This window comes from Nostoc paludosum FACHB-159, from assembly GCF_014698835.1.
Classification (GTDB): domain Bacteria; phylum Cyanobacteriota; class Cyanobacteriia; order Cyanobacteriales; family Nostocaceae; genus Nostoc; species Nostoc paludosum.
Window position 1 is genome coordinate 50,319 of the sequence record NZ_JACJTU010000027.1, and the last position, 24,049, is coordinate 74,367.

Below are 24,049 nucleotides of genomic sequence, written 5' to 3' on the forward strand. Positions count from 1 at the left end.
CAGTTTGACTTATACTTTATTAAACCATTTAATCAAAACTTTGCCATTCACGAGCATCTACAAATAATGACAGATGTTTAACATTAGTAGTAACAATAATAACTTGATGCCCTTTTAATTCTTCAATTTTGGCTTGTGCTGCTAAAAATTTATTGTCATCAATTGCTTGAGTCAAATATTCCCAAGTTTCTGTTTGCTCTTGTTCATCTCCTCCTTCTAATCATTCTTTTGTTAATTGTTTGAGTGCTTGATGTTGTTGATTTAAAATTTCTTGTTCTTGTTTATCTAACTCTTTTTGAGAATAGGTTAATAATTCTTGTTTAATAGTTACACTTTCTCGAAAAACCCGTATAATTGCTAGCAAGTTTGGCCAGTATTCTTTGGGCATTTCTTGGATTTCTTTTAAAATTTCTACCATACAAGTTTCTTCCCGATTATTACTATTATTCATTATCCAAAACTAGCTACTTCTACAGGGCGTTCAACAGCTAATGTTTTACGGTTAGTTTTAATTTGTTCAATTTTGTGAAGAGTTTCAGCAGTTAAATAGCTTTCGCCGCAATGAGAACAAGTTACCACAGGAATATTTTCTATTACTAGCAGATCTTTGCCCTTACCATAAGTTCTAGTAATTCGACGGATTTTGATACCTTCATTTCCACAAATATCACACAACATTTGGCGCTTTCTTAGTGTTAGGGTACATATACAGTAATGATAACAAGCTTTCCAGTCGGACTTAGCTTGGCAATTATCTCAACTTCCCCAGCATCAAGAGTTAAACCTCTAATGCGATATTTAGATTCTGCTGTCACTCGATCTTTTTGACGTTCGAGTATTTCACCTGTGAGTATACCTTGTTCAATGTCATAGATTGTTAGATTGTCATCATTCATTTCTTCTTCAGCGTGTAGCGTCATTAAATATTGACCAGAAGAAACTTTATCTCGCATTCGTTGTAAAATTTCATCGAACAAGGTAGTAATCTCAGACGAATTCAACTTTAATAGTTTACAGCCAGCGATCACACTTGGTAAATTAAGTATGCGTAGGTGTAACTGGTCTTAGACATCGCTTCACTTATCGCAATTGGTTAAACTCTTCCTCCGTAATCCCCAACTGCTTAATAATTTCATAAAATAACCAATTACCAATTTCAGCATTGCCATGAATAGGAATTGTAGTGGCTCGTCCATCTGGATGTTGCCAACGAGCATGACTGCCTTTCTGTCGTATTTTTTCAAAACCAAGTTTCCGTGCAACCCGTTCTAATTCAATCGCTTTAGCTGGCATTTGCAATCACCAGTTCAACATCTTCAGGTAGAGAACGGCCTTGTTCTTCGTACTCTTGTTGAATCATTTCAAAAACATAGACAAGTTCAGTACGGGCTTCATCTGGCGTTTGTCCCCAAGCATGACAACCTGGAATCGCTGGTACATAAGCAACAAAAGTACTGTTGTCATCAGGGCGAATAACAGTGGTGTAGTGTTGTAGGGACTTCATTAGATAGGCAGAAGTTTGAGTTACATCTTTAGTTTAAAGCGATCGTATCCCTATTTCGTCAAGTGTAACTGCCTGAAGTTCTACATTAGTATATACTTAAAGGAAAAACCTGTACTTGTCTTTGCAATAAGCAAATCGTTAGCAGAAGATTAATATTTTTGTTGGCGTTGCTGAATTGATGTATAAAATTGCAAAATCGAGTCTTTAAAACTTTTATCATTGGGTCTTTGGAGCTTTCCATGAGACTGAATTCATACTCTGTAATTTGCAACGCCTTTTTGTTTGTATTGATTCTACATAGGAACGAGGTTGTATCTTATTGCATAAGTTTGCAATTTGCCCATTATATATGCAGCCATTTTAGCAGCCAGACAATTATCTGAACTTAGGTGATGAAACTCTAAGTATATTTCTCTATTTTTTACTTGGGTAATTGCATCAGTGAAGAGTTGCTGTTCACCTGCATCTACTTCATAACCCATTACCTCAAAATCTTCAATATGTTGTTTTAAAAGTTCACATATTGCTGTATTTATTGCCTTGTGTCGCTTAGCAGAAAGTGATTGAATGGTAGCATATGCATTATCAGTAGCTGCCTTTGTTTTTCCCTTTCGGGTAGATGATTAGTTCCGAGACAGTTTGCTCAGTGAGATGTCGATAAAGATCTGTTGATTGTAGTGTCTTTTTCGCATTGATTGTATGTTGTTTAACTCCATTATTTAAAGCAGCATGGCGAAGATCCTCCTCCCCATAGTGAACACAGGCATACGAAACTGCACTGGGACTCATAGTCGTAAGTCGAGCATTGAACAGTGAAATGATATAGGCTAGGTGATGTTCAGATTTCTTAGAACGTTCTTTCCACCATTCTCCAGCATTAGATCGTCCTGAGTAAGCTAGTAGTTCCTCTGCCTTAAGAATATAAGTACCTGCTCGTCGAATTCTGTTAGCTTCACTCGCTACTGTACTACCAGAAGTAACCACGAAAACTAATGATGGTAATTTCTTATATATCTGAACATCAGTAACTCTTTCAGCAATGGTATCGCCTATATACCCAAAAAATTCACCAATTGTATTACTTTTCGTAGCAGTGAATTCTAACATTTTTGTATCGACAGCTAAATCTTCAAAGGACAAATCAAGCTGAATAAGAACTCGTTCAAGTGCTTTTATCCAATCAACGCGAGGAAGACCTTGTATTTGTATATCACTTTGTGAAGGAACAAAATTTGTGCCGCCAATTCTCTGTGCTGTGTCTCTAATTTGGCTATGCCACTCAGGATCAGTTGTTGGCCAGCAGAAAAGTATATCTTTTCTGCCACGAAGAAGTTGGTTAAGACCTGAGAGAAACTCTCTCAAACCTACTCCATCGTCTGTAACTTCTCGACCATCAAAGAGCATTAAGTGAGTTTTTTTACAGGGTGAGGGTAAATTTCCCTTCCTTAACCAACTTAAAACCTCTCGCAGCTCAAGATCAGGGGGTACTGTGTAAACCCTCGTAAATTGTTCAGGCATACAGGCTGCTGTAGAGTAAACAGATGTTGTTTTTCCTATTCCAGATACACCTAATAAAAAGCTCAGAATACCTCCTCCTTGTACGTCTGCTTTACGCCGTAAGAAGTCAAATGCTTTTAAGTCTTCTTCTACTGGTAGAATAAGTGGTGTAGCTTTTAAGTTAGGGTTGGAAAGAACAGATTCAAATCTATTAGGAATATAGATCGTTTGGTTCATAAAATAATCAATTTTATGCTAAGGCTAGTATTAGCAGTATTTTAGACTAGCAAAATCGCGCAAGCAAGCTTTTTCTAGTATAACTACAGGCTATAGCCTGTAGCTATATTATTGTGGTTATTACTACCTAACCGCCGTAACTATGCCCAAAATATCATCAATTGTGGGCATTACTTCCAACGGAATCACTTACCCTTTATTCCCCAAATTGTTTACCTCTCGAAATTATGGTGTTAGGTGGGCGTTGCCCATATTAATTTAAATCGTAGTTAAGAGTTTCTTCTAAAGTAAAAGGAGATTCTTGAGGAAAAAAATTTAATGTAATCCCTGTTTCATTAGATGCTTTCAGACGAGCTTTTTGATAACAATCTTGAAATACTTCTGCAATTAAAGGTTGCAAACTAGGACTATCTTCTAATAAACCTTCAATACAAATGCGTTGTTCTGTAATGGTACTGCGCCAACTTTCACTTCGTTTTTCCGGTTGATATTGCCATTTAATTAAGTGCATTAATAGGACAATTAATCGACTTTTTAGTTCTCGTTTTTCACTTCTCCCCATGCTTTCAATTTCTTCAATTAAATTAGGTATATCTACTTCATTAAATTTTTCTTCCTTTAACTGCTGGACAACTGTTTGTGTCCATAAATAAAAGTCTTTATCGTAGAGATTTTGTGTATTGGCAGAAGCATTCATATAATTTTTGTTAGTTTTCCAACAATATCTATTTAAAGTAAAGGTGAGCTAAAAAAGCCCACCTTATTTGAGATTAAACCAACAAAGCTTGTTCTTCTTTTGAAATCACGCGCCCTTCATCCTCAAAACCAACGATTTGATCAAAGTTTAAATAGCGATACAAATTATCAGCAAAAGGATTAATCTTCTTCGCCACAATATCTAAATATTCTTGCACTGTGGGAATACGTCCTAACAGCGCGCAAACTGCGGCTAATTCTGCCGAACCAAGATACACTCGCGCATCTTTGCCCATGCGATTATTGAAGTTGCGCGTAGAGGTAGAAAACACTGTTGTACCATCAGCAACTCGCGCCTGATTTCCCATACACAAACTGCATCCTGGGATTTCTGTTCTCGCACCCGCAGCCCCAAAAATGGCGTACACTCCTTCTTCTTTTAATTGGTGTTCGTCCATGCGGGTTGGTGGTGCTATCCACAGGCGAGTTTTCACTTCACCAGCACCTTCTAAAACTTTTGCCATTGCTCGATAATGACCGATATTTGTCATACACGAACCCAGGAATACTTCTTGCACTGGGTCATTAGCAACTTCCGATAACAATTTAACATTATCGGGGTCATTAGGAGCAGCAACAATTGGTTCTTTGATTTCGTTCAAATCAATTTCAATTATTTCTGCATACTCGGCATCAGCATCACCTTCTAATAACACGGGATTTGCTAACCATTCTTCCATTTTGGCAATGCGGCGGAGGATGGTACGGGCATCGTGATAGCCCCGTGCTATCATGTTTTTCAAAAGTGCGACGTTGGAACGCAGATACTCAGAAATTGTCTCTACACTCAGCTTAATGGTAGAACCTGCACAAGAACGTTCGGCGGTGGCGTCGGCGAGTTCAAAGGCTTGTTCAACTTTTAAATCTGGCAAACCTTCAATTTCTAAAATTCGCCCGGAGAAGACATTTTTCTTGTTTTGCTTCTCTACTGTCAGCAAACCTTTTTGAATTGCTACGTAGGGAATGGCATTCACGATATCGCGCAGGGTAACGCCGGGTTGCAATTCACCTTTGAATCTTACCAAAACTGACTCTGGCATATCTAAAGGCATGACACCCAATGCCGCAGCAAAGGCTACTAAACCAGAACCCGCAGGGAAGGAAATTCCTAAGGGGAAGCGGGTGTGGGAGTCGCCGCCAGTTCCCACGGTGTCGGGTAGCAGCATCCGGTTTAACCAAGAGTGAATGATACCATCGCCGGGACGCAAGGCGACACCGCCACGTTGGGCAAAGAAGTCGGGGAGGTCGTGGTGAGTTTTAATGTCTACTGGTTTAGGATAAGCTACTGTGTGACAGAAACTCTGCATTACTAAGTCTGCACTGAAACCGAGACAAGCGAGTTCTTTCAATTCGTCGCGGGTCATGGGGCCTGTGGTATCCTGGGAACCAACGGTAGTCATGATGGGTTCGCAAGATGTACCGGGACGAACGCCAGGTAAGCCGCAAGCTTTACCGACGATTTTTTGTGCTAAGGTGTAGCCTTTGCCTGTGTCGTTGGGTTGTTGGGGACGGATAAAAACGGTGCTGGGTTCTAAACCGAGTGCTTGGCGGGTTTTATCGGTGAGAGTACGCCCGATGAGTAGGGGAATGCGTCCACCTGCGCGGACTTCATCGAGGATGGTATCTGGTTTGAGGGTGAAGGTGGAAATTACTTCGCCGGCTTCGTTTGTAATTTCACCTTTGTAGGGATGGATGGTAATTACCATGCCGGTTTCTAGTTTGGTGACATCGCACTGGATAGGCAAAGCACCGGCATCTTCAGCTGTGTTAAAGAAGATAGGCGCGATCACACCACCTAAAATATATCCCCCTGCGCGTTTGTTTGGTACATAAGGTATATCATTTCCCATGTGCCACAACACCGAATTTATAGCAGACTTCCGCGAGGAACCCGTACCAACCACATCCCCCACGTAAGCTACAGGATGTCCTTTCTTTTTCAGTTCGGCAATGGTTTGTAAACTTCCCGGTTGCCGTGACTCTAACATTACTAAGGCGTGTAGGGGAATATCTGGGCGAGTTGTGGCGCTTTGGGCAGGGGATAAGTCATCAGTGTTGGTTTCCCCAGGGACTTTAAAAACTGTAACAGTAATTGCTTCTGGTACAGTGGGGCGGGCGGTAAACCATTCAGCTTCAGCCCAAGAGTCAACTACTAGTTTGGCAAAAGGATTGGTTTTTGATAACTCCAAAACATCATGGAAAGCATCGTACACCAACAAAATTTTGCTTAAGGCATTGGCGGCGTAGGCGGCGATGGGTTCCTTTCCTTGTCCACCCATTACCAGAGGTGTTTCGGAAGAATCAGAAACAGACACGGTGGGGAATTGCAGCAAATCAATTAAAGCTTGTACGTTATAGCCACCCACCATTGTGCCCAGCAATTGTACCGCTTCTATGCGGGAAATTAACGGGCTGGTGATTTCCTTCTTGGCAATAGCTGTGAGAAATCCAGCTTTTACATAGGCAGCGGCATCAACACCAGGGGGGACGCGATCGCTCAATAAATGTAATAATGTATCTTCTTCACCCTTGGGCGGATTCTTCAGTAATTCACATAATTCTGAGGTTTGCTTCGCATCCAACGGTAAGGGGGGGATTCCTAATGCTGCCCTTTCTACAACATGTTGACAGTATTGTTCTAGCATTTTTGTATTCTCCGTTGGGATGTTCTCTCCTTAATTATGAAATATTTTTAGGCAAGACTTAGCCATAAAAGCTTATCTTACTTTTATTACTCAAAGCTTTACTGGCGATCGCTTATTAGGAATTTAGTTTTATACTGAAAGTTTAGTTTTAGTCTCTCAAATATTTTTAACTTTTTATAGACTACAAACTTGTTTAGTGTTGCTGTAGACAGCAACTTTGTTATAAATTAATTAATTTACTGATAATTTATTCTGATTGTTGGTTTAACCAAGCTTCTAAATCAGCAATACCAGAAAAATCTAATAACGCCTCTCCTAAGTTTTCTAATTGTTCAATCGATAATCCTGCAATTCGCTCGATTAATAACGCATCAATTTCACCAATACGGCGATTGAGTAGACGCAGTATTAAGCCTCTTTCTCCTTCTTGTCTTCCTTCTTGTCTGCCTTCTTCTTTGGCTTGTTCTTTGTCTCTTTGATAAAGTGGTTCTAGTCGCATAATTAACTCCCTATCATCTGCTTCTAATTGTTGATTTACTCTTAAATTTTCACGCAAGTTGTAAACTAATTCCAGGGTTGCTTTTTGATATGGATGATCTAATGGTAAGCCCTGCAACTCAATAATTGCTTGTGACTGGACGCTTCCTCTACCCAAAAGTCTCAACCATAAAGTCTCCGGTGTTAGCGCTAGTTGATGTATCGCCACAATTGCTGTCCGCAAGGCATCTGGCAGAAAATGTACTCCTGGTAACCAACCTGCTTGTTGCATAGTTCCAAAGCTAGACAACCTAGTTTCAGATACGGTAGGTGTCAGAATCCACAATTTAGGAATTTCCGAGTCCTGAAGTTTGGTTTTATTGGTTTTGGCTTCTCGTCGTAACAGAGCCTTTACTTCTAATAATTTTAGAATACAGTCGCATATTTCATCAGTAGAAGCTGGATTACGGAAGGGTTCTATGAGTGCAGGATGTTCCGCAAATCTTCCTAGCAAACCTAGTATTTCTATATTAGAGCTTTGCTGTTTGGCAGGAGTGAATAAAACATCTATTTCTTTAATCTCTCCTGAAACTTTTTCTGATGCTTTGACTTGTCCGTAATTTTTTAATAATTCTTCTAGATAGTCTTTGGCGAATTGATCGTGTATAAAACGGGTCATTCAATTTTAAGATTGCGGAAGTTTTGAATTAATGTAAAGTTTTATTATATAGGATTCCTGATTCGTTTGTGAGAAGATAGATCCCGGATTTTTCAAAAAAGTCAGGGATCTAGACACGATGAGTTTGCCAAACCTTACTAAAATTATCGCGCAATTTTACTAGATAGTTATTACATTTTCATCTGATGTTTTATTTGTGTTAGATTTTAACCGTGTTAATCTGCTTTTACGAACGCGTTCGCTGTCTCTAACCCCACCTGCAAGTTCATATTCATTGCTGTTTTTGCCGTACTTGCAACCAACCCACGTCAGCATTTTGTCTGAAACCTGACTTAAGTTTTTTTCCATCTCATCTAGCTTTTTTTTAGAAGAGTCAATCATAGCTATAGCAGCGTTATAATCATTAAGCATATTGCGAAAATTCTCTATTAATTGAGTCAGGTTTTGTAAGTTGTAAGTATCATCAAAATTGAGATTTGGATCGATAGCTTTCAGTCCAGCAACTCTAAACTGAGCTTTTTTTAGAATTTGGGAACTACGTTTTTTTACAGGCATACATTTACGCTTTTAAAAGCTTTACAAAGCTATTTTGTCTCAATTAACCTGTATTCTGGTTCAGCAAAAAGCGCATTTTTTTAGTAAAAGTTTTTATTTATGCCCGTGATTTCTCGGAATTTAATCATCAAAGGTTGATTTTCAGCACAATAATATTACAGCAGTTTTCTTTTGCATGAAGTACAAAGTCAGTGGTTTTGAGGCAGGAGCCAGAAGGCAGTGTTTCGACTACGCGGTAATCGAGCGAAGTCAAGATTCAACAACCAGGCAAGAGCCAGAAGAATAATTTGATTTGTGAATCCTTGATTCTGTACCTCATTTAGTTGCAAACTGCTGTATCCCTCTTCTGTCACTTTTCGGGAGGGCGATCGCTTTAACTTTAAGGCTTAATGTTGTAACCTTAAGGCTTAATGTTGTAACCTTAAGGCTTAATGTTCTAGCTCTAAGGCTTAATGTTGTAACCTTAAGGCTTAATGTTATAACCTGAAGCCTTTATGTTATCACCTTAAGGCTTAATGTTCTAGCTCTAAGGCTTAATGTTGTAACTTTAAGAGTCAACCTTATAACATTGATGACCAAAGTTTGTTAGTGAGTGCAACCATCGCTACATAGTGTATATTGTTGAGTTACAGCGATCGCAGAGTTAGAAAAAATTTTAATAAAAATGAAAAGCTTATTCTATAAGCCTTTCGGCTTCCACGTAGGGTATTAGTCTGTGATACATTAACAGAAATACTGCCAAAAAGCTCAATAGTATGACAACTACTACAAACTCTCGCTATGTTACCCGACAGGCTGATATTTTATCAGGTGAACCGATTATTAAGGGAACTAGAACGCCTGTAAGAGCAATTGTTGAAAATTGGCGTTTAGGTATTAGACCAGAAGAAATTCCGCTACACTTACCTCATTTAACTTTAGCGCAAGTCTTTGATGCTTTGAGTTTTTACTTAGATAATCAAGCAGAAATCAATGAATATATCGAGCTTAATCATGTCCCTGATGAATTAGTACATCCTGCTATTAAAGCTAGATTAAATCAAAAATGACGATTTTTGCTCAAGTTTATATTGATGAAGATGTGGATGTTCTTGTGGCTACTTTACTCTTAGCAAGAGGTTTTGATGCAACGACAGCACGAGAACAGCAAATGTTAGGAAAACCAGATCAAACACAACTAGCTTTTGCTGCATCTATTGGGCATTGCATTTTAACTCATAATCGACTTGATTTTGAGGAATTACACACAAACTATCTAATTACTAGTCAACCTCATGCAGGGATTTTGATTGCTAAACGCAGAAGTTCTTATGAAATTGCCGAAAGGGTTGCCATCCTTCTTGATACTTTGACAGCAGACGAAATTGCTAATCAATTATTGTATATTTAGCGCAATAAAGCACCAGGAATACAGCAGGGTTTTTTCTGCGACTTTAGTAACTATAGCACTCATGACCGTTTGAGTAATGATGGTATTATTCAATGGCATTTGGCGTTTTTGCAATTGGGGAGGATGTTGAAAAAATCTGCTGCTAGATATCGGCAGTTTTTAGTGGCTTGTAATAAATCTTTATAATCGGAAAGCTTTAGATGTTACACTTTACAAGTCAGTCTGGTATGCGAGAGAAGAGACGGTCTTAACTCATTATTCAACACAGCGATCGCAATTCCCCCTACTGAACCACGAGAAGCACCCACATCCAGCCCGGCTGCTTTGAGAATTTCGCGGGTAGTGCCAAACAAACTATAAAGAGAGTTCATCGCTTCTCGTACCAAACCCTCGTCAACTTCTAATGGTTGCACAGCAATGCGCGTCACCAATTCCACATACAGCGACCAAGCGGCTTTCCGTTCTGTGGGGTCAACTTTCCAAGCCATTGAACCAATGCCAAAAGGCAGACTTACAGATACAGTCTCTAAAGAAACGCGATCGCGCATATTAATATTTATAGTAGGCAAATTTAACTAAATTATTTGTGTATTTTATAGTAAAAGATACTACAAGTCTATAAAATATCCACAATTTGTTGTTATAATTATCACTGTTTAACTTAAATTTTTATGGTGATAGCTGGATATTTTTAACTAATTCCGATATATTAATAAATTTGCCCCTTGCTTAAAACTTTTTTTGAATATGCCGAAAACTTACACCGTAGAAATTCATCACCAAGGTCAAATTCATACTTTGCAAGTCCCCGACAATGAAACCATCTTATCAGTTGCCGAGGCAGCTGGTTTAGAATTGCCGGCTTCTTGCCATGCAGGTGTTTGTACAACTTGTGCCGGTCAAATCAGCGAGGGAAAGGTAAATCAAACTGATGGTATGGGCGTTAGTCCGCATTTACAAGAACAAGGTTACGTATTGCTTTGCGTTGCCAAACCCCTTTCTAATTTGAAAATTGAGACTGAAAAAGAAGACACACTTTATCAGTTGCAATTTGGCAAAGACTAATAATTGAGTAAATATGTATCAGTGAACAGTTATCAGTATAGATGTTGATTTATTAATAGCTGAATGACTGTTCACTACCATGATTACAAAAACTGGAAAATCATATAACTATTTCATAGCACCTGATAAGCTATTCTATAAACTAAAAATCAACAGGATTTAGCGCCATGACAACTCATTTTATTACCGCAGAAATCGACCTGCAAGAAACTCCCGCAGAATTACTCAAAGAAATTGAAACAGAGTTAAAAAAACAAGGCGAACCCCTGCGTTGGGCGGTTACCTCTGTAGACGTTACCCAGCAAAAGGCTACAGTTGAAGCCGTTGTCACCACAGTTGAGAGTTAGAGTCGGGCATAGGGGATGGGGCATGGGGCATGGGAGCAGAAAAGAAAATTCTTAACTCCTAACTTTCAATGCCCAATGCCCAATGCCCAATGCCCATAATTATGCATTCATACACTGCTATTTTAATAATACCAACCGGCGTTGGGGCTGCCATTGGCGGTTACGCTGGTGATGCTTTGCCTGTTGCCAAACTTATAGCACAGGTTTGCGATCGCCTGATTACTCACCCTAATGTCCTCAATGGCGCGAATTTGTACTGGAATCTCCCCAATGCTTTCTACGTTGAAGGTTTCGGACTTGACAAATTCGCCGCTGGTTCCTGGGGTTTGCGTCCAGTGCGGAATAACAAAATAGGTTTGCTTTTAGACCAAGGTATTGAGCCAGAGTTACGGCTAAGACACCTACAAGCAGCAGACGCAGCTAGAGCTACCCTGGGATTGACTTTAACAGATTATGTCATTACAGATGCACCATTAAATGTAGAATTACGGACTACGACATCGGGTGCAAGTTGGGGGACAATTGGTAACCCCGATAGCTTGTTAAGGGCAGCGGAGATACTGATAAAAAAAGCTGGGGCAGAAGCGATCGCAGTTGTAGCCCGTTTCCCCGATGATATGGATGAGGAAGCATTACAGAAATACCGCCAGGGTGAAGGAGTTGATTCTCTAGCGGGTGCAGAAGCCGTAATTAGCCACTTAGTTGTGCGAACCTTTCAAATTCCTTGCGCCCATTCACCTGCCCTTGCCAGCACCCCACTAGAACCAGACTTATCACCACGTTCTGCTGCTGAGGAATTGGGTTACACATTTTTACCGTGTGTTCTTGTAGGTTTAAGTCGTGCCCCACAATTTATCGTTGAGAGAAAAGCGATAGCATTAGAGCAAGAGGATATTTGGGCTGATAGAGTAGATGCTGCCATTGTACCTGCAAATGCCTGTGGTAGTAGCGCTTTACTGAGTTTAAGCCAAACACCATGCCAAATAATTACAGTAGAAGAAAATAAAACTGTCATAAAAGTTCCTCCCCAACCGTTAGGAATCAAATCCATACAGGTAAACTCATATTTAGAGGCAGTAGGCGTTTTAGTAGCCCATAAAGCAGGCATCGATCCCTATGTTCTCCGTCCCAAATTATCCTCTTTGCAACCAGTAGTCATTAGTCATTAGTCATTTGTGAATAACCAATAGCCCAATGCCCCATGCCCCATGCCCCATGCCCCATGCCCCATGCCCCATGCCCAATGCCCCATGCCCAATGCCCCATTTTCTAAAAACCCGTGATTGAAGAACAAAAGCAAGAACCAGAAATTCCATATCTGACGCGCATCCAAGTACTTGTAGCGATGGGAGTGACTGCAATTATTTTGTTTATAGTCGCCAAACTATCGTTGTACTTTGGCAACTTTTCGCTATTTTCCTGGAATTTAAACGAAAAGGATTTGCTGTTGGGTGTAGGATTGGGATTTGCTATTACCGCATTAAGTGGCTTAACTTATCGCCTTTGGACTTCCTACCGTAAAAGTGCAGATTTTTATCTAGAAGTGATATTAAAGCCTTTAGCCTTACCAGACTTAATTTGGTTAGGGTTGCTACCAGGTTTGAGTGAAGAATTATTATTTCGGGGCGTGATGCTGCCAGCTTTAGGTTTAGACGATTTAGCTGTTATTGTATCTAGTCTTTGCTTTGGCGTCTTGCATCTGAGTGGTTCTCAACAATGGCCTTATGTAGTTTGGGCAACGATTGTCGGGATGATATTAGGATATAGCGCCTTGCTCAGTGGCAACTTATTAGTGCCCATCACTGCTCATATTATGACGAATTGGATTTCTAGTTATATGTGGAAAATTTGGCAATTGTCAAAAAGTCAAAAATAAGAGGTTGCTAAATTGAGGTACAGGAATTTTTGTTTTTAAACGCAAAGTGGCGCAGAGTCAAGCGCAAAGTTACGCAGAGGTTTGCGTAATTCTTTATTTGATTGAGTGTACTTCATTTGCTAAGGCGATCGCCATTGGTAAAATGCGATGTTCTTGAATTTGAATTCTGGCGTGCAGTGTTTCTGGCGTATCATCCGGCAGCACTGGTACTGCGGCTTGCATCAATATGGGGCCGCTATCCATTTCTAAACAAGCGATATGTACAGTACAGCCAGTGATTTTTACTCCAGATGCTAAAGCTTGCTCTACAGCATTAATTCCTTTAAAACTAGGCAACAAACTCGGATGTATATTAATAATCTTGTTAGGAAAAGCATCAATAAATACTGATGTCAACAGTCGCATCCAGCCTGCCATAATTACCCATTCGACATCATAGCGCCGTAATGTCTGCACAATTTTTTCATCAAACTTTTCTCGGCTTTTGTAGTCGCGGTGATTCAACAACACAGCTTCTACTCCTCGATTTGCTGCTCTGAGTGCTGCTTTAGCCGTCGGATTATTATAAATCAAAACCTGAATTTTGGCATTTAGGTGTCCATCTTCGATCGCTTGGGCAACTACATCAAAATTGCTGCCATTGCCAGAAGCCATAACTCCGAGTTTTAAAGGAGTATCTTGTTGGGAGACGTTGTTAACGCTAGGAGAAACCAAGCTAGGGGTACAATCAGGGCTAAGGGTCATAACAGCAAAAAAGGAAAATGATAATGCCAAAAACATATAGTAAGTCTTGGTTGGATAATGATACAGCGGCTGCTTGGATTTTTCTCACACCAGCACTAATTTTATTAAGCGTTTTTATTATTTGGCCCATAGCCTATTTGTTTTACCTCAGTTTCACCGCTGGCAGTTTCACGTCAAAGGGTATTTATTGGATAGGGTTAAAAAACTATTGGCGCTTGTTATTGAACTCTGACTTCTGGCAAGTTATTACTAACACCATTTATTTTACTGTTGCCACCATTATTCCCAGTTTAATTATCCCTTTGGGATTAGCAGTGCTATTAAATCGCTCCTTGGCTTTGCGGGGAATCTTGCGGAGTGCTTATTTTTTACCTTCAATTATTTCTCTTGTAGCTGCTGGCTTAGGATTTCGCTGGCTGTTTCAAACAACAGGGCCAGTAAACGGACTTTTAAATTTTTTTGGTATTCCGGCCGTATCTTGGCTAGGAGATACATTTTGGGCAATGCCAGTACTGATTTTAATGAGTATTTGGAAACAAATCGGCTTCAATATGGTGGTATTTTTAGCTGGGCTGCAAGCAATTCCCCCCAGCCGTTATGAAGCAGCAGATTTAGATGGTGCAAATGCTTGGCAACAATTTTGGCATATTACATTACCTGGATTACGCCCCACAGTTATATTTGTCACAATCACCACCGCCATTTTTACATTGCGGAGTTTTGAACAAGTTTATGTAATAACTGGCGGCGGCCCATTGAATTCGACTAATTTGCTGGTTTATTACATTTATCAAGAAGCCTTTGCTCAATTTGATTTTGGTTATGCTGCCGCCGCCGCAACGGTGTTGTTAGCAGTGACTTTAGTACTAGTGTATTTACAATTACAAACTTGGGGAGAGGAGTAATACCAATTCAAAATTAAGAAGCTGAATTCTAACGTATCAATATTTCCTGACTTATGTCAGCATATTTTGTTTTAAAAAAAACTTTTAGAGCGTATTTTCACGTTATTGACGATTTTTTCGGAATTTCTTCTTGATTATCGATCGCTTTTATCGACCTTTGAGGTGTACTCTCAATATACAGTAACTCTCGCGATCGCCTTTTGAGATAAGTTATACCCAGAGGTGAATACTATGAAAAATTATGCTGACAAGCAGGAATTGATCTTAAATCAAATCACAAATAAATCTTTTGGGCGTCACAATTTCAGTGGATATGATTTGAGTGAAATTGACCTAAAAGGACTGGATTTAAGTGGATTTAACTTCATAGGAGCAGATTTGCGTGGTACTAATCTATCTGGTTCTACACTCACCCGTTCCAATTTAAGTGGCGCGAATTTGATGGAAGCTAATTTATGCGAAGCAAATTTGTACGAAGCCTCTTTATGTGAAGCTAATTTAAATAATGCCGACTTAAGACAAGCAAATTTGTGTGGAAGTTTTTTATGGCGAGTGAAATTAATAGGTAGTAACCTTTGGGGTACTTCTTTATGTGCTGCGGATTTAAGTGAAGCAGACCTAACCGAAGCCAAATTAATTGAAGCATCCTTAATTGAAGCTAATTTAGTTAGAGCAAATCTCACAAAAGCAAAGCTATGCGGAGCAATATTGCTAGAAACTAATTTAACTGAAGCTAATTTAACTAGTGCCGACTTGACATGGGCAAACTTAACTAAAGCAAACTTAAGTAAAGCAAACCTTTACCAGACAAACCTGATTTATGCAAAATTACGAGATACGATCATGCCTGATGGTACAATTAAAGAACCTCAGATAGTTATTAGTTATTAATGTGAATTACTTAGTCATTAATCATTAGTAATTGACCATCTATCGTTAGTTATTCTTTTCTTTCTCACAATGCCTATCAACTAGGAACCAGTAACGACACCAGCACAAATGCGATCGCGCCCTTGGTGTTTAGCCGTATAAAGTGCTTTGTCAGCTGCTTCAATTAAATGTTCCGGTGATAATTTTGAATTTGGCACAATGCTGACAAAGCCTATGCTTACAGTGACATAATTACTTATACTAGATTTAGCATGAGGAATTGCTAAATTGCGTACTGCTTCTAAAATTTTTTGAGCTATATAAATTGCTCCTTGATGTCTCGTGTTAGGAAGAATCACCACAAATTCTTCTCCACCGTAACGAGCAACTAAATCGGCTGGACGTTGAACAACACTTTTTAGCGCACTTGCAACTCGTCGTAAACAATCATCACCCATTAAATGACCGTAAGTGTCGTTATAGCGCTTAAAAAAATCGATATCTAACAAAATTAAAGATAAAGGTAAGCGATCGCGTTTTAGACGACGCCATTCAACATAGAAACACTCATCAAACCGGCGACGATTAGCTATTTGAGTCAAAGGATCTAGATTAACTAGTCTTTTTAGTTCCTCGTTAGTAGCTTGCATCTGCTCGTACAGTATTAATCGATGAACCGGGTCTACGTGATTCGGGCACTTAACGTATAACTTAGGAGCGGCCGGAATCACTGCATCCTTGATTTTCTGAAGTTCATTAATCAAAAATTGCTCGCGTTGATAGCGATTGAGTGCCGTTTGAATAGCAACGTAAAGTTCTTGTTCTTTAATAGGTTTGAGGATATAACCAAAAGGTAACGTCAGCATTGCTCGCTCTAACGTACTGTTGTCAGAATACCCAGTGACGTAGATGACGGGAATTTGCAGATGATTCCATATTTGCTCTGCTGCTTCAACACCATCCATCTCACTTTGCAAGCAAATATCCATCAAAACCAAGTTGGGGCGTAGCTTGGCTGCTTTCTCTATTGCTTCTTCAGCTGAATCGGCGATATCGACTACTGCATATCCCAATGATTCTAAAATTTCCTGCAAATTGATAGCAAGAATATACTCATCTTCAACAACCAGGATTTCCACTAACTTGGTTTTGTCTATTTCCGATGAGTTGCCCATGCTGTTAATTTCCTGCTTTTTATGAAAATATAGTCAATACAGGCCAATCCATAATGTGCAGTATCAGTAATTTTAATTGCCAAACATAACAGTAACTATACTGGATAACCTGTTTATAAGTTAAAAAAATTATAGCGGTTGCCAATCAAATGACGTACAGAAATTTGTAGGAGTGCAAAGCTTTTCACCCCTACCTTGTACCTCACTAAAACGATAAATGCTAAAAAATTCCAGTATAAACTTAAAACACGCCCTAAAACTCGCGTTGTGAGAAGATAAAAATAGCGATCGCCAACAACATCGCACTGTACAGTAGGCCATAGCCAGCATTGGTAATCAGTATTGTTGTATCAGGTAGTGCTTGTAAACCATAAACAGCCTCATTTTTCAAATCTAATCGAGATAAATCTGGCAAAATAAGAAACAAAGCTTGAGTTAAACGTTCTATCCCAAGATTGCGACTAAGCCGGCCAAGTTGTACCAAATCTGGGGTAATATTTCCCATTAAATACACAGCAAATGTTAAAATAGTCGCCACCAGCGAAGCTGTAAAAACACCAAAAGCAATAGCCGCTGCGGTGATTAACGACAACTGCAAAAACAAGAAAATTGCCGCAATTAAAATACTCGTTGTTGGATGAGCAATATTACCAAATTGCAGAAATAACAGATAAATTGCTGTCATTGTAGCTATTAGCACACTTAGCACTGCGGATAACCCCAAATACTTACCAACAATAATTTCACTACGGCTAACAGGTTTGGCAATTAATACTAAGACAGTACGTTTTTCAATTTCTTTATTAACTAGCCCTGTACCAACAAATATCGTTACAATTAACCCGATCGCATTCATCGCTGCCATGCCAAAATCTAAAAATATTTTGTCTTCTGTAGCAGCTGCCAATTCAGGAAGGACGTTAAAAGCGGCGGCAAGTATTAAGGCATAAAAACCAATAATATATAGGATGCGATCGCGTATCACTTCCTGAAACACATTCTTAGCAAGTACAAAAATTTTGGTTGTCATTAGTTATTAATCATTGGGCATTGGGCACTTGTACTGAGCGAAGCCGAGGTATTGGGCATGGAGCAAGCAGGAAGTGTGGGAGGTGTGGGAGGTGTGGGAGGTGTGGGAGGATGTGGAAGCATTAATTCTCTTTCCCCCCACACTCCCCACACTCCCCTATCTCCTCATTTCTCCCCACACTTCCCCATCTCTCCTCTGCTCCCCACTCTTCACTGCTGGGGAGGCGGCGAACCAGCAATAAATTTATTCAAGCGATCGCATTCAATTTCTCCAACTGTGATTTTATCCCCCGCTCTAATAGTTGCTGCAACTGGTTCAATTCGGCAAGATTTCTTTAAGTAATATCCCCGTGGATTAGAACTCGGCCCTATCCAGATACTTAGTAAATCTAATATATACCCAGACTTAGTATTAGATACACGCGGTTCAACAAGCCATAATTCTTTCTCTTCATATTTTCCCAGGTTTTTTTGAATTACTTTTCTACCCAAGCTTCCTACTCGCTGTTTTGCATCTAACAACCATTTTTCCACTTCCGACCAAGGTGTTTCTGCTATTTGTTCTTCTACTATTGGTTCAAGTTTATCTAAAATTAAAATTCCATTTGGTGGTGCCTTAGCTGGTTCTTCGTTTCTGACAACAAAGGTACTAGTTTTAAAAGTATCTGCCTGCAAGCTAGGATATTCTTCTAACCAATTATCTACTACAAAATAAAACTGAAGCCAGCAGCTTAACAACATACTGCTAGCTACTAAAATTATGATTCTTTGGCGGTCTTCTGGCTTAGGAATTTGAGCTTTAGCATCTGTATCCGTGCCTTCAATAAATTCTGGTATTGCCGTAATTAATGCTGAAATTGTCGGCCAAAAAACAATTGTTGTTGGTGTAACTACATCCTTTTGACTTCCAAATGCGAAAACACTAACTAAAAATCCAGTGATTACTGCTCCCACTGGCATAAAAGTCCCAGGAACTCTCAAAGGATCTTGTGTTGTATACCAAGCTGTACCAGAAATTAAAAACAGCCAACCAAAAAATGCAATTATATCTTTTATATAACCTATAGCAAAATATGAAATTACCCAAGAGAAAACACTCAGATAAATAAATGTTTGCCAAGAATAAGCTTTGGGCGGAACTAATACTTTTCTAATCCCTGCGTAAAGCCCTTCAACAAATTTGAAAGCTCCAAATAAATCTTTAAGTAGCGTATTCATATTTCTCTCTACACCTAATTAATCACTGGCCTTCCTAATGAATAAAACAATTATTTTTCCTACTTTGAACGAAGCAGTAAAATAGCGGTTATGACGCTATAGCTCAGAGAATTTCCTATTAATACAGTAGTAACTACGTTCGTATTTTGCAATTTGAGACTGCTAAAACCGCGCCATCTCTGTCTCTGGGATACTTGAATTTCCTCTTCTTTTTTCGCAAATGGTTCCTTCACCAAAGAGAAAAGTAACGCCTTCAAAAGGAAAAATTTAACTATAAAAGTAGCAAAGAAAATTATAAAAGCAGTTACAATTAGTAGAGTCTGTGTACCAGATGATTTAAAATTATTAAAAAACAGATAATTAATTAATTCTGATTTAATCTGTATTGGCAACAATGGTTCTGAAGCAAAAAATACAGACCAACCAATAACACTAGAAAATAAATTAATAGAAATGGCATAATAAGTGCTAGTTTTTTTATCAAATTTTAGGCGTTTGTGTAAAACATACGCTTCGATTGGGATGGCAATCAGTACAAATAAAAAGTCAAATAGAATTCCACCAATGGGAAAAATCCTCGGAAGCATCCAATTTTCAGGCATAAAAAGTCAATGGTAAGGGTTAACTGTAGAGAGTATAACCGGGATAGCGATGGTGATGGGGGAAATTGTAGGGGAGATCAGGGGGATGGGGAGATGGCGGGATGGGGAGACTTGTACTGAGCGGAGCCGTTGGCGCAGCCTCTCGTAGAGAAGTATGGGGAGAGAAAAGGGCAAGGAGAATAATTGTTAACTCCTAACTCCTCAGTCAACACCCCAATACTGAGCGATCGCTTTGCAATACTTAATATTTGAAACACTAATAATTCGTTTATCATGCAATTGTGATTTCCAGTACATCTTTTTTTGTGTGTATTCTGTAAACTGTATCTGATGAGTCAAATTCCTATAGAAATTTATGGTGGTTCGACCGCCAAGCAGTAGCATCCCTAGTTCTGCTGTGGTATCAACCAGACATACAGTTCCGTCATTTCATTCCTTGTAGAGCAGTTAGCAAGCTTCTACAAGCAATTTTGGTTGTTGCTAGAGCATTCCATCATTAGATTCAGTGTCTTTTCATATCTGCTTTAGACTACCCTGACGCAGACATGAAAACTCATTAGGTATACACAAATCAGCGATACCGACCGTAGAGCTTGCGCTAAGGCACTAGTAAAAAACAGTAAAAGATTATGAACAAAACACGTAAGTTTCGTTTAGGTGCATTTATTCAAGCAACCGGACATCATGTTTCTGCTTGGCGACATCCCGATTCACAAGCAGACGCTGGTTTGAATTTCGAGCATTATAAGGAAATTACTCAGACTGCCGAACGTGGTTTATTCGATGCAGTTTTTTTAGCAGACAGTCCAGGAGTCTGGGGTGGCACTCCGGAAACTCAGATACGTAATGGAAAACTTGCCCATTTCGAGCCAGTCACCCTGTTTTCGGCTTTATCCTCAGTCACCCAAAACATCGGGTTTATCGCTACTGCCTCGACTACCTATGAACAACCCTACACCCTAGCACGTAAGTTTGCCTCTTTGGACTATCTGAGTAAAGGTCGGGCAGGCTGGAATGTAGTCACCACAGGCAATGAAAATGCCGCTCTTAATTTCGGCCACGACCAACATCCAGAACACAGGCTGCGTTACGAACGTGCTGAAGAGTTCGTGGAAGTAGTAAAAGGGCTGTGGGATAGCTGGGAAGACGACGCCTTCATCCGTGACAAAGAGTCTGGTGTCTATTTCGACCCGGATAAACTGCATACATTGAACCACAAGGGCAAATATTTCTCTGTAAAAGGCCCTTTAAACGTCGGTCGTCCGCCCCAAGGTTACCCAGTAATTGTACAGGCTGGAGCTTCAGAAGCCGGACGGGACTTGGCTGCGCGTACTGCCGAAGTCATCTTTACAGCTAATCAAACCCTAGCTGATGCCCAAGAATTTTATGCTGATGTCAAAGGTCGGCTAGCGAAATACGAACGCTCCCCAGACGATCTGAAAATAATGCCTGGTGCTTTTCCGATTATTGGCCGTACCGAAGAGGAAGCTCAAGAAAAGTATGAATTCCTCCAATCTTTAATTCACCCCGATGTTGCCTGGGGTATTTTGAAAAACTATTACAAAGGTGTTGATTTATCGAAATATTCTCTAGATGATGTAGCTCCCGAACTACCCAGCGACACCAACACCAATAAGAGTCGTCTCAAACTAGTCAAAGATCTAGCTACTCGTGGCACCCTGACACTACGCCAGTTGTATCTCTCCCTTGCCACCGCCAGAGGTCATCGCACCATCCTTGGTACTCCTGAAACCATTGCCGACCAGCTAGAAGAATGGTTCAACAACGACGCCGCAGATGGCTTTAATATCATGCCACCAATCCTACCTACAGGATTAGATGATTTCGTTAACCTAGTCATCCCTGTCCTCCAAAAACGCGGATTATTTCGTAGCGAATACGAAGGCACTACCTTGCGTGAAAACCTCGGATTGGCTCGGCCGAGCAATCGTTTTGCCGTCAAACAAGCCGATGAAAGATTAGTGCTGGCATAAAGGAATTTCTCATACATGGTTAAGCCACACCTGTTAAAGCAGAATTTCTGTAGATCCCCACCGTAGAGGAGATGGGGAGATAAAGGACTGACAGTTATCAGTTAACTGTTCACTGTCCAATGTCCTATGCCCTATGCCCTATGCCCTATGCCCTATGCCCTATGCCCTATGCCCAATTGTAATTTTTGGAAGAAAAAATCATGACTGAATATAGCCGATTAAAGACTTCACACTCCGCTGCAATCAGAGCGACTCTTGATTATCCGGTAATCGATACTGACGTTCATACCAATGATTTCACGCCAGCTTTTGAGGATTACATCGCTAATTATGGTGGTGCAAAACTTGTGGATGAGTTACGCAAGGCGGAAGCTTCGCGTCTGAACTCCAAGAGCAATGGTAAAGATTGGTATCAACAAACTCCCGAAGAACGCCAACGCAACCGCACAATTCGATCGCCTTGGTGGGCAAGAGTCACCCGTAACACGCTGGATCTTGCTACTTACACCCTGCCGGCATTGCTCTATGAACGTCAGGCCGAACAAGGGTCAGACTATTCGGTACTGTTTCCCAACAATGTTCTAGCACCAGCTGGCGCAAGTCCAGAGAACCGTCAAGCACTACAACGGGCGGTGAATCACTATCATGCTGATATCTACCGGAAATATAGCGATCGCCTAACGGTAGTAGCTGGTATCCCCATGAGTAATCCTCAAGAAGCGATTGAGGAACTTGAATTTGCAGTTAAAACACTGGGTCTAAAGGTAGCAAATATTCCTGGTGGTGTGAAACGGCCGATTAAGGCGATCGCTGAGAAATATCCAGCCGATCAATTCCCCGAAATCGCCAAGTATGCTTCCTATATCGACTTTTACGGATTGGATAGCGAATATGACTACGATCCATTCTGGGCTAAGGCCGTCGAACTAGGTGTACCCATTACTACCCACTACGGCAGCCAGGGTTGGACTGGACGCTCATCCATCAGTAACTACATGAACAACCACATCGGTCACTTTGCCGATGGTTCCCAAGCATTTGCCAAAGCATTGTTCTTCGGTGGCGTCACCAAACGATTCCCACGATTGCGCGTGGGTATGTTAGAAGGTGGTGCAGATTGGGGTGCCCACGTCTACATTCATTTGGTCGATCGCTTCTCCAAGCGCAGCCTCAAAGGACTGGAAAACTACAATCCAGAACTGACAAATGCTGATGAATTGTTCGAGTTATTTGAACGTTTCGGCGGCGAAATTACTCAAGGGCATTCCCTGAGCAAAGAAGAACTGACCAAGACTGTACTGGGTTCTTCATTCAGCCGTCATAGTCGCCAGCCAGTTGGTAGCGAACTCAACGATTTTGGCGCAGCAGGAATTGAAACAATAGAAGACATCCGCGATCGCTGGGTGAACAGCTTCTTCTTTGGTTCCGAATCCGACGACCGCACCATCGCCGCAGCATTCAACGACAAAGCCAATCCGTTGGGTGTGAAAATCAACGCCATCTACTCCTCAGATGTTGGTCATTGGGATGTACCCGATCTCACCTCTCCCTTGGCTGAAAGCTGGGATCTCGTAAGAGAAGGCGTGATTACCGAAGCCGACTTTAAAGCCTATGTTTTCGCTAATCCTTACAAGTTCTACACCGAAGCCAACCCCGACTTCTTCAAAGGGACAGCCATAGAATCCAAAGTAGGTAACATCGAATCTCAACAAGTAGATAAAAACCTTGTAGTGGCTTAAAGCACTCTTGAGTGCTGAGTACTTTTTACTTTACTCAGCACTTTAATCAAACACACACGCTTAGGAGTTACAACTATGTCTATCGAACACCGTTCTGGTTTATTGCCTTATCTATTTGCGATCGCCTCTGAAGATACCAACAAACCTGCACCTCTGGTATTGTTTTTGCATGGAGCGCGCGATCGCGGTAACGATCTAAATGTGTTGCTGAAATGGGGTTTACCTCGTTTTGTGAATGAATCAAGTCCCTTACCTTACTTCTTTTTAGCGCCCCAACTTCCTGAAGGACAGACTTGGATAGAGCGAGAATCAGATGTCATTGCTTTGTTGGATAATCTTATCGCCTCGCGGCCTATCGATCCGTCCCGTGTCATCTTATCTGGGTTCAGCTTAGGTACGGCTGGGGCATGGCACATCGCTGCTTCTCATCCTGATCGGTTCGCTGGTCTGGTAGCAGTATCCGGTCGTGTTCCCAAAACTTTAGAAACCAGCCAGCTAGCTGCACTTAAGGAAATTCCTATCCAAATATTCCAAGGTGCAAAGGACGAAAAGCTTTCTGTTGAGGATACACAGCAGATTGTCGATACCTTGCGCGGTGTGGGTGGGATAGTGGATTTTACTGTACTACCCGAAGGCGATCATTTTATTGCTGATGAAGTGTATGGAGACTCGAAATTGCAAAAATGGTTGATTTCACAAACCCGTCGCGCTTCTGTAGCCGTCTGATTGAGAATTGGGGACTGGG

At 40.6% G+C, this 24,049-nt stretch carries 30 protein-coding genes and 1 pseudogene; 11 read left to right on the top strand and 20 right to left on the bottom strand.

The window, feature by feature from the left end; genetic code table 11:
* Positions 1–28: 28 nt before the first annotated feature.
* The 12 genes from H6H03_RS24685 to H6H03_RS24740 form a co-directional block, all read right to left on the bottom strand.
* A complete protein-coding gene (locus H6H03_RS24685) occupies positions 29–175 on the bottom strand; it encodes a hypothetical protein (protein WP_190957698.1) in 147 nt (48 codons plus the stop codon).
* Between the two features lie 45 nt (positions 176–220).
* On the bottom strand, positions 221–451 hold the full coding sequence (locus H6H03_RS24690; RefSeq protein WP_190957699.1) for a hypothetical protein: 231 nt from the start codon (positions 449–451) through the stop codon (positions 221–223).
* Positions 451–678 carry a type II toxin-antitoxin system MqsA family antitoxin gene (locus tag H6H03_RS24695; protein WP_190957700.1) on the bottom strand — a complete coding sequence of 76 codons (228 nt, stop codon included), beginning with the start codon at positions 676–678 and terminating at the stop codon, positions 451–453. The genes H6H03_RS24690 and H6H03_RS24695 overlap by 1 nt, the downstream gene beginning before the upstream one ends.
* A 17-nt stretch (positions 679–695) precedes the next feature.
* Positions 696–977 (bottom strand): DUF4258 domain-containing protein, encoded by a 282-nt coding sequence (locus H6H03_RS24700; protein ID WP_199339081.1) that lies wholly within the window; start codon positions 975–977, stop codon positions 696–698.
* 103 nt (positions 978–1,080) lie between these two features.
* Positions 1,081–1,293 (bottom strand): type II toxin-antitoxin system HicA family toxin, encoded by a 213-nt coding sequence (locus H6H03_RS24705; RefSeq protein WP_190957701.1) that lies wholly within the window; start codon positions 1,291–1,293, stop codon positions 1,081–1,083.
* Positions 1,283–1,504: a type II toxin-antitoxin system HicB family antitoxin gene (locus H6H03_RS24710; protein ID WP_190957702.1), complete on the bottom strand. Its 222-nt coding sequence runs from the start codon at positions 1,502–1,504 to the stop codon at positions 1,283–1,285. Before H6H03_RS24710 ends, H6H03_RS24705 begins: the two co-directional genes overlap by 11 nt.
* Before the next feature lie 293 nt (positions 1,505–1,797).
* Complete coding sequence (locus H6H03_RS24715; protein WP_190957703.1) at positions 1,798–1,986, bottom strand: hypothetical protein; 189 nt, start codon at positions 1,984–1,986, stop codon at positions 1,798–1,800.
* A 103-nt stretch (positions 1,987–2,089) separates the two neighbouring features.
* Complete coding sequence (locus tag H6H03_RS24720; protein WP_190957704.1) at positions 2,090–3,238, bottom strand: hypothetical protein; 1,149 nt, start codon at positions 3,236–3,238, stop codon at positions 2,090–2,092.
* A 253-nt stretch (positions 3,239–3,491) separates the two neighbouring features.
* Positions 3,492–3,935: a DUF29 domain-containing protein gene (locus tag H6H03_RS24725; RefSeq protein WP_190957705.1), complete on the bottom strand. Its 444-nt coding sequence runs from the start codon at positions 3,933–3,935 to the stop codon at positions 3,492–3,494.
* A 73-nt stretch (positions 3,936–4,008) separates the two neighbouring features.
* Positions 4,009–6,639 carry a bifunctional aconitate hydratase 2/2-methylisocitrate dehydratase gene (gene acnB / locus H6H03_RS24730; protein ID WP_190957706.1) on the bottom strand — a complete coding sequence of 877 codons (2,631 nt, stop codon included), beginning with the start codon at positions 6,637–6,639 and terminating at the stop codon, positions 4,009–4,011.
* 247 nt (positions 6,640–6,886) lie between these two features.
* The gene (locus tag H6H03_RS24735) at positions 6,887–7,795 is read right to left on the bottom strand and encodes a DUF4351 domain-containing protein (RefSeq protein WP_190957707.1); all 909 of its coding nucleotides are present in this window, start codon (positions 7,793–7,795) and stop codon (positions 6,887–6,889) included.
* 159 nt (positions 7,796–7,954) lie between these two features.
* Positions 7,955–8,350, bottom strand: a complete 396-nt coding sequence (locus tag H6H03_RS24740) for a hypothetical protein (protein WP_190957708.1) — start codon at positions 8,348–8,350, stop codon at positions 7,955–7,957.
* A gap of 755 nt (positions 8,351–9,105) precedes the next feature.
* Here H6H03_RS24740 and H6H03_RS24745 point away from each other — a divergent pair.
* Together H6H03_RS24745 and H6H03_RS24750 are read left to right on the top strand one after the other, a co-directional pair.
* Positions 9,106–9,399 carry a DUF433 domain-containing protein gene (locus H6H03_RS24745; RefSeq protein ID WP_190957709.1) on the top strand — a complete coding sequence of 98 codons (294 nt, stop codon included), beginning with the start codon at positions 9,106–9,108 and terminating at the stop codon, positions 9,397–9,399.
* Positions 9,396–9,740, top strand: coding sequence for a DUF5615 family PIN-like protein (locus tag H6H03_RS24750; RefSeq protein WP_190957710.1), 345 nt, complete (start codon positions 9,396–9,398; stop codon positions 9,738–9,740). Before H6H03_RS24745 ends, H6H03_RS24750 begins: the two co-directional genes overlap by 4 nt.
* Positions 9,741–9,976: 236 nt before the next feature.
* Here H6H03_RS24750 and H6H03_RS24755 read toward each other — a convergent pair.
* Positions 9,977–10,288 (bottom strand): annotated as a pseudogene (locus H6H03_RS24755) (hypothetical protein); the annotation flags it as partial.
* Positions 10,289–10,487: 199 nt separating this feature from the next.
* Between H6H03_RS24755 and H6H03_RS24760 the strand changes: the two are divergent.
* From H6H03_RS24760 to H6H03_RS24775, 4 genes are all read left to right on the top strand, one after another.
* On the top strand, positions 10,488–10,805 hold the full coding sequence (locus H6H03_RS24760; protein WP_190957711.1) for a 2Fe-2S iron-sulfur cluster-binding protein: 318 nt from the start codon (positions 10,488–10,490) through the stop codon (positions 10,803–10,805).
* A 167-nt stretch (positions 10,806–10,972) separates the two neighbouring features.
* Positions 10,973–11,152, top strand: coding sequence for a hypothetical protein (locus H6H03_RS24765; protein ID WP_190957712.1), 180 nt, complete (start codon positions 10,973–10,975; stop codon positions 11,150–11,152).
* Positions 11,153–11,253: 101 nt separating this feature from the next.
* A complete protein-coding gene (locus tag H6H03_RS24770) occupies positions 11,254–12,321 on the top strand; it encodes a DUF3326 domain-containing protein (RefSeq protein ID WP_190957713.1) in 1,068 nt (355 codons plus the stop codon).
* Between the two features lie 110 nt (positions 12,322–12,431).
* The gene (locus H6H03_RS24775) at positions 12,432–13,028 is read left to right on the top strand and encodes a CPBP family intramembrane glutamic endopeptidase (protein WP_190957714.1); all 597 of its coding nucleotides are present in this window, start codon (positions 12,432–12,434) and stop codon (positions 13,026–13,028) included.
* 93 nt (positions 13,029–13,121) lie between these two features.
* Here the strand turns inward: H6H03_RS24775 and purN are convergent, their stop codons facing one another.
* A complete protein-coding gene (purN, locus tag H6H03_RS24780) occupies positions 13,122–13,772 on the bottom strand; it encodes a phosphoribosylglycinamide formyltransferase (protein WP_190957753.1) in 651 nt (216 codons plus the stop codon).
* Positions 13,773–13,795: 23 nt separating this feature from the next.
* Here purN and H6H03_RS24785 point away from each other — a divergent pair, with 23 nt between their 5' ends.
* Together H6H03_RS24785 and H6H03_RS24790 are read left to right on the top strand one after the other, a co-directional pair.
* A complete protein-coding gene (locus H6H03_RS24785) occupies positions 13,796–14,677 on the top strand; it encodes a carbohydrate ABC transporter permease (RefSeq protein ID WP_190957715.1) in 882 nt (293 codons plus the stop codon).
* A 231-nt stretch (positions 14,678–14,908) separates the two neighbouring features.
* Positions 14,909–15,568 (top strand): pentapeptide repeat-containing protein, encoded by a 660-nt coding sequence (locus tag H6H03_RS24790; protein WP_190957716.1) that lies wholly within the window; start codon positions 14,909–14,911, stop codon positions 15,566–15,568.
* A gap of 80 nt (positions 15,569–15,648) precedes the next feature.
* Here H6H03_RS24790 and H6H03_RS24795 read toward each other — a convergent pair whose 3' ends face one another.
* From H6H03_RS24795 to H6H03_RS24815, 6 genes are all read right to left on the bottom strand, one after another.
* On the bottom strand, positions 15,649–16,722 hold the full coding sequence (locus tag H6H03_RS24795; protein WP_199339082.1) for a GGDEF domain-containing response regulator: 1,074 nt from the start codon (positions 16,720–16,722) through the stop codon (positions 15,649–15,651).
* A 253-nt stretch (positions 16,723–16,975) separates the two neighbouring features.
* Entirely contained in the window at positions 16,976–17,752 is a 777-nt protein-coding gene (locus H6H03_RS24800; protein WP_190957717.1) for an ABC transporter permease, read from the bottom strand.
* Positions 17,752–17,874: a hypothetical protein gene (locus H6H03_RS41455; RefSeq protein ID WP_277927401.1), complete on the bottom strand. Its 123-nt coding sequence runs from the start codon at positions 17,872–17,874 to the stop codon at positions 17,752–17,754. The genes H6H03_RS24800 and H6H03_RS41455 overlap by 1 nt, the downstream gene beginning before the upstream one ends.
* An 87-nt stretch (positions 17,875–17,961) precedes the next feature.
* Positions 17,962–18,969 carry a septal junction protein FraD gene (gene fraD / locus H6H03_RS24805; RefSeq protein WP_190957718.1) on the bottom strand — a complete coding sequence of 336 codons (1,008 nt, stop codon included), beginning with the start codon at positions 18,967–18,969 and terminating at the stop codon, positions 17,962–17,964.
* Positions 18,970–19,028: 59 nt separating this feature from the next.
* A complete protein-coding gene (gene fraC, locus H6H03_RS24810; RefSeq protein ID WP_190957719.1) occupies positions 19,029–19,571 on the bottom strand; it encodes a filament integrity protein FraC in 543 nt (180 codons plus the stop codon).
* 77 nt (positions 19,572–19,648) lie between these two features.
* Positions 19,649–19,846, bottom strand: coding sequence for a hypothetical protein (locus H6H03_RS24815; RefSeq protein WP_190957720.1), 198 nt, complete (start codon positions 19,844–19,846; stop codon positions 19,649–19,651).
* Positions 19,847–20,200: 354 nt separating this feature from the next.
* Here H6H03_RS24815 and H6H03_RS24820 point away from each other — a divergent pair, with 354 nt between their 5' ends.
* The 3 genes from H6H03_RS24820 (at position 20,201) to H6H03_RS24830 (ending at position 24,030) form a co-directional block, all read left to right on the top strand.
* Positions 20,201–21,565, top strand: coding sequence for an LLM class flavin-dependent oxidoreductase (locus tag H6H03_RS24820; protein ID WP_190957721.1), 1,365 nt, complete (start codon positions 20,201–20,203; stop codon positions 21,563–21,565).
* Between the two features lie 200 nt (positions 21,566–21,765).
* A complete protein-coding gene (locus H6H03_RS24825; protein ID WP_190957722.1) occupies positions 21,766–23,304 on the top strand; it encodes an amidohydrolase family protein in 1,539 nt (512 codons plus the stop codon).
* Between the two features lie 75 nt (positions 23,305–23,379).
* Positions 23,380–24,030 (top strand): carboxylesterase family protein, encoded by a 651-nt coding sequence (locus H6H03_RS24830; RefSeq protein ID WP_190957723.1) that lies wholly within the window; start codon positions 23,380–23,382, stop codon positions 24,028–24,030.
* Positions 24,031–24,049 lie beyond the last annotated feature (19 nt).